4 protein-coding genes are annotated in these 5360 nt (G+C 73.7%); all 4 read left to right on the plus strand.

Going from position 1 to position 5360, the window contains the following annotated elements; all coding sequences use genetic code 11:
- A partial coding sequence (locus MFF54_RS26020) for a CpsD/CapB family tyrosine-protein kinase (protein WP_238307092.1) occupies positions 1-770 on the plus strand: 770 nt, incomplete at its 5' end.
- The gene (locus MFF54_RS26025) at positions 767-2989 is read left to right on the plus strand and encodes a polysaccharide biosynthesis tyrosine autokinase (RefSeq protein WP_238307093.1); all 2223 of its coding nucleotides are present in this window, start codon (positions 767-769) and stop codon (positions 2987-2989) included. The genes MFF54_RS26020 and MFF54_RS26025, both read left to right, overlap by 4 nt.
- 26 nt (positions 2990-3015) lie before the next feature.
- Positions 3016-4194 carry a glycosyltransferase family 4 protein gene (locus MFF54_RS26030; RefSeq protein WP_238307094.1) on the plus strand — a complete coding sequence of 393 codons (1179 nt, stop codon included), beginning with the start codon at positions 3016-3018 and terminating at the stop codon, positions 4192-4194.
- Positions 4191-5360 (plus strand): lipopolysaccharide biosynthesis protein (locus MFF54_RS26035; protein WP_238307095.1); only part of this gene is annotated, 1170 nt, incomplete at its 3' end. The genes MFF54_RS26030 and MFF54_RS26035, both read left to right, overlap by 4 nt.

The raw sequence follows: 5360 nt of genomic DNA on the forward strand, positions 1-5360 counted from the left end.
CGGCGCTCGCCGAGAGCCTGCGGGCCGTCCGGCTCACGGCCGACGCGCGCTTCGAGGGGGCTGCGTCCGGCACGGTGCTGGGCCTCGTCTCGGCGGTCTCGGGCGACGGCGTGAGCACGCTCGCGGGCAACCTCGCCACCCTGCTGGCGCGTAGCGGCAGCCCGACCCTGCTGATCGATCTCGACCTGCGCGGCCGGACGCTCACGCGGCTGACGCGCGAGACCGCCGCGGCGGACGCGGAGGCCGGCCTGCAGGACGTGCTCGACGGACGCGTTCCGATCACCGCGATCGTGCGCCGCCAGCCGTCGGGCCTGCACGTCCTGCCGGCCAGCACCCACGCCGACCGGCTGCACCCCTCCGAACGCATCGCCGCGCCGCAGCTCGCCAACCTCCTGGAGATGGCCCGCAACGGCTACCGCTACGTCGTCCTCGACCTGCCGCCCATGCTGCCGGTCTGCGATGCCCGCGCCGCGGCCGCCCTCGTGGACGGTTTCGTGATGGTCGCGCGCTGGAACGAGACCAGCCTCGACGACCTGCACGCCGCGGTCGCGCTCAATCCCGAGGTCGCGGCCAAGCTGATCGGCGCGATCATGAACCGGGCGGATCCCGACGTGCTCGCGGTCTTCGACGACACCGTGCTGGACCGCAGCCTGACCTACCTGCGCCGGGCCCGCCGCCAGGAGCGCGAGGGAGCCGCCGGCCGGGCGCCGCGACCCGAGCCGCAGCACGCGTCCCAGACCGCCTCTCACGCCGGAATCGAGACCCCATGAACTACCTCGACCGAGACCTCGTGACCGTGCCCTACGAGGGGAGCGCCGCCGGCCCGCAGCCTCTGCAGAACCTCCTGCGCACGGCGCTCGGGGTCGTCCGCCGGGGCTGGCGCAAGATCGCGCTCGGGGCCGTGCTCGGGCTCCTGGTGGCCGCCTGCATCGGATACTCGCTGACGCCGCTCTACCGGGCGAGCGCCGAGATCTCGATCGACCCGCGCCGGCTGAGCGTCCTGTCGACCAAGGACGAGCGCAAGCGGCAGGAGCCGGTCTTCGACCCGGCCCGGGTCGACAGCCTGATGGAATCGGCCCGCTCCGACCGGACCGTACGGGCGGTCGTCACGGCGCTGAAGCTCGACGACGACCCGGAGTTCAACGGAACGCGGACCGGCCTCCTCGACGCCGTCAAGGCATGGTTCGGCGCCGAGGCGGAGGCACCCACACCCGAGGAGCGCTTCGAGGCCGCGGTCGAGTCGGTCGCCGGCCACTTCAGCGCCGCGCGGGTCGACAACACCTTCGTGTTCGAGGCGCGCTTCCTCGCCGAGACGCCTCGAAAGGCCGCCCGCGTCGCCAACGGCTTCGCCCAGGCCTTCCTCGACGAGCAGGTCGGCGCCAACAGCGACACCTCGGCCCAGGCGGCGGGCTGGCTCAAGGCGCGGCTCGACGAGGTCGGTGCGCAGGCGGCCAAGGCCGATTCCGCGGTGGTCGCGTTCAAGCGCGAGCACAACATCGCAGTGGCCGACGGCAAGTCCATCGACGAACTCGCCCTCACGGCGATCGGAAGCCTGCTGACCGAGGCGGTGGGCAACACCGCGACGGCCAAGGCCAAGCTCGACCGGGTCGAGGCCGTGAACGCCCAGGCGACCCCCGACCTCGCCGTCGCCGACGCCCTCACGAACGAGGTGATCACCAAGCTGCGCCAGCAATACCTCGATACCAACCAGCGCGTCGCCGACCTCGTGGCGCGCTTCGGCGCAGACCACCCGCTGGTCCAGCGCCTGCGGGCGGACGCGGAGACGACCCTCGGCTCGATCCGGAGCGAGCTGAAGCGCATCGAGGAGGTCTATCGCAGCGATCTCGCGATCGCCCAGTCGCGCGAGGCGGCGCTTCGGCAGAACCTCGCCCAGCAATTCGCCCGGACGAGCGACATCGGTCAGAACCAAGTCAAGCTGCAGCAGCTCGAGAGTACCGCCCGAACCACGCGGCAGGCCTACGAGGACTACGCCCAGCGCTACATCCAGGCGGTCCAGCAGCAGAGCTTCCCGGTCTCGGAGGCGCGCATCGTCACCGAGGCGAGCCCGCCCACCAAGAAGTTCTCGCCCAAGCGCACCCTCCTGATGGCGCTCGGCCTCGTCGGCGGCGGCCTGATCGGCCTGTTCGCGGGGCTGGCGGCCGAGCTGTCCGACCAGAGCCTGCGCACCCGGCGCGACATCGTCTCGGCCTTCGGCTGCCACTGCCTCGGCTACATCCCGAGCACCCCGGCGGGGCCACGGGTCGCCGGCCGGCTCCGGCGCGGGGCGCCCGGGCGGCTCGCCCTCGACCATGTCCTGCACAACCCCTTCTCGATCGAGGCCGAGACGCTGCGGACCGTGAAGGTCGCCGCCGACCTCGCCCGGGAGGAGGAGGGCGCGCGCGTCATCGGCGTGGTCTCGTGCCTGCCGGACGAGGGCAAGACCATGGTGGCGGCCAACCTCGCCCACCTGATCGCCCAGAACGGCGCACGCGTGCTCCTGATCGACGGCGACCTGCGCAAGTCCGAGCTGACCGAGGCGCTCGCGCCCGACGCCCGCACGGGCATCGACAGCGTGCTCTTCGGCGGGGCCGACCTCGCCGACGCGGTGCGCACCTCGGCCAACCCGCGCCTCGACCTGCTGCCCGCCCGCACCGGGCTCGCCCAGCGCGACGGGCACGAGATCCTCGGCTCGCGGGCGATGCGCGACCTGCTCACCGAGGCCGAGCGCGACTACGACTACGTGGTGGTCGACCTGCCGCCCATCCTCTCGGTGGTCGATGCCCGGGCGATGGCCCCGCTCCTCGACGGGATCGTCCTCGTGGTCGAGTGGGGCGCCACCTCGCGCGAGGTCGTGGCCGACGCCCTGCGTTCGGCGCCCGCCCTGCACGACCGCCTGCTCGGCATCGTCCTCAACAAGGTCGCGATGCCGCACCTGCCCCGCTACGGCGACCAGGGCCACGCCTACGCCCCGGCCCGGATCGGCGCCTGACCCCCGCGAGACCCGGAGACCCCTTGATGCGCGTCGCCTTCCTCTCGTCCGGCTCCCCTGAGACCCGCGCGGCCTGGAGCGGGACGCCCTATTACTGCCTGCGGGCGCTGCGGCAGCATTTCGCGGCCGTCGAGCCGATCGGCAGCCCGCCGATGCGCGCGCTGCTGCAGGGCCTGCGCCGGGTCTCCAGCCCGGCCCGGATCGACCCGCTGCGCGAGCCGGCGCTGGCGCGGCTCTACGGGCTCGCCCTGCGGCGGCGCCTCGAACGCTTCCGGCCCGACGTGGTGTTCGGGCTCGCCAGCACGACGCAGCTCTACGGCCTCGTCGCGGACTTCCCCGTGGTCCACTGCTCGGACGCGACCTTCCGGGGGATGCGCGACTACTACCCGGACTGGTTCTCCGGCCTCGCGCCGCGGGCGCTGCGCAACGGTGAGCGGCTCGAGGGCGCGGTGATACGCGGGGCGGCCCTGTCGCTCTACGCCTCCGATTGGGCGGCCGATTCGGCCCGGCGCGACTACGGCGCGGTGCGCGCCCACGCAATCCCGTTCGGGGCCAATCTCGACGCGCCGCCGCCGGCGGCCGATCCCCCGCGGGACGGCGTCTGCCGCCTACTCTTCGTCGGCGTCGACTGGGTGCGCAAGGGTGGTGATCTCGCCCACGGCCTGCTGTGCGAGCTGCAGGCCCGCGGCGTCCGGGCCGAGTTGCACGTCGTCGGCTGCCCGGTCCCGGCCGCGCTTGCCGGCACGCCGGGCCTCGTCGCCCACGGCTTCCTGAGCAAGGGCGACCCGGAGACGGCCGCGCGGCTGCGGGCCCTGTTCGGGCAGGCGAGCTTCCTCGTCGTCCCGAGCCGCCAGGAGGCCTACGGGCTCGTCTTCTGCGAGGCCGGCGCCTACGGCCTGCCGAGCCTCGCCACCGCGACCGGCGGCATCCCGACGATCGTGCGGCCCGGCGTGAACGGCTTCCTGTTCGGCCTCGACGACGACGCCGCCGCCTACGCCGACACCCTGCTGGCGCAGTGGAGCGACCCGGCGGTCTACGCCCGCCTGCGCCAGAGCACCCGCGCCCGCGCCCGCGCGGCCCTCACCTGGGAAAGCTGGGGGGCGGCAAGCGCCGCTCTGATCCACGCCGCGGCCCGGCGCACGGAGGCCGCCCCCGTCGCGGCTCGCGCCTCCGGCGCGCCGGGGCTCGCCGGAGGCCGGGCATGAGGCGGCCGCCGGGGACACCTGCGAGACCGGGTTCGCGCCTGCGCTCGGGCGCGACATTGCTGTCGGGCAACATGGCCGACATGCTGTTCCCGCTCCTGCGCAACATCGCGCTGGCGCACACCCTGCCGAAGGAGCAGTACGGCGTCGCCCTCTCGCTCTCGGTGGTGGCCGCCTTCGCCGAACTCGCCACCGATATCGGCATCCAGTACTCGGCCGTGCGTGGCCACGACGAGGCCGATCCGGAGGCGGTCTACGGCACGCTGCACGCGCTGGCGCTGATCCGCTCGAGCCTGATCGCCCTGGCGCTGCTCGCGGCGGCCCCGCTCGTGGTGTGGGCGCTCGACGTGCCGGACGCGCTCTGGGCCTTCCTCCTCCTGCCGCTCGCGCCCTTCCTGCGCGGCTTCCAGAACCTCGGGGTCAAGGAACTCACCCGCACCTACGAGTTCTGGCCCGACGCCGCCACGACCGCCGCCGCGCAGGCGGCCTGGACCGTGATCGCCGTCGGCCTGGCTCTGGCCAACCGCGACTACGGCTGCATGCTATTCGGCATCGTCGGCGGCGCGGCGGTCTCGGTCCTCGTGTCCCACCTCGTGGCCCGGCGGCGCTGGCGCCTGCGCTGGGACCGGCCGGTCGCCCGCGAGGCCGAGCGCTTCGGCCGCCCGTTGATCCCCAACGGGCTCGCCAACGCCTTCAGCATCATGGGCGACCGGCTGCTGGTCGGCAGCCTGCTCGGGGTCTCGACCCTCGGCCTCTACGGCAACGCCATGGGCGTCGCGCTGATGCCCCGCGGCCAGCTCCTCAAGTTCCTGACGAGTCTCTACCTCCCGGCGCTCGTGGCCGCCGGGAAATCCCCCGGCGAGTCCATCGGCAAGTCTACCGGGCCGTCGGCGGGCAGGCCCGATCCCCGCGGCCCCCTTCTCGACCGTTGGGCTGCCTGGCTGTCGGTAGCCTCCTTCGCCTACGGGCTCGTGCTGATGGCGCTCGGCGTGCCGGTGATCGGGCTGGTCTTCGGTGCGGCCTACAGGCCGTCCCAGGGGCTGGTGAGCGCGATCGCGGTCGATGTCTGCATCAAGTCGCTGCTGGCCTTTCCCGTGGCGCCCTGCCTCGCGGGCGGCCAGACCGGCTTCCTGCTCCGGGGCTCGATTGCCGGGGCGGGCGCGGTGCTG

This window comes from Methylobacterium gregans, from assembly GCF_022179245.1.
In the GTDB taxonomy this organism is placed as follows: Bacteria; Pseudomonadota; Alphaproteobacteria; order Rhizobiales; family Beijerinckiaceae; genus Methylobacterium; species Methylobacterium gregans.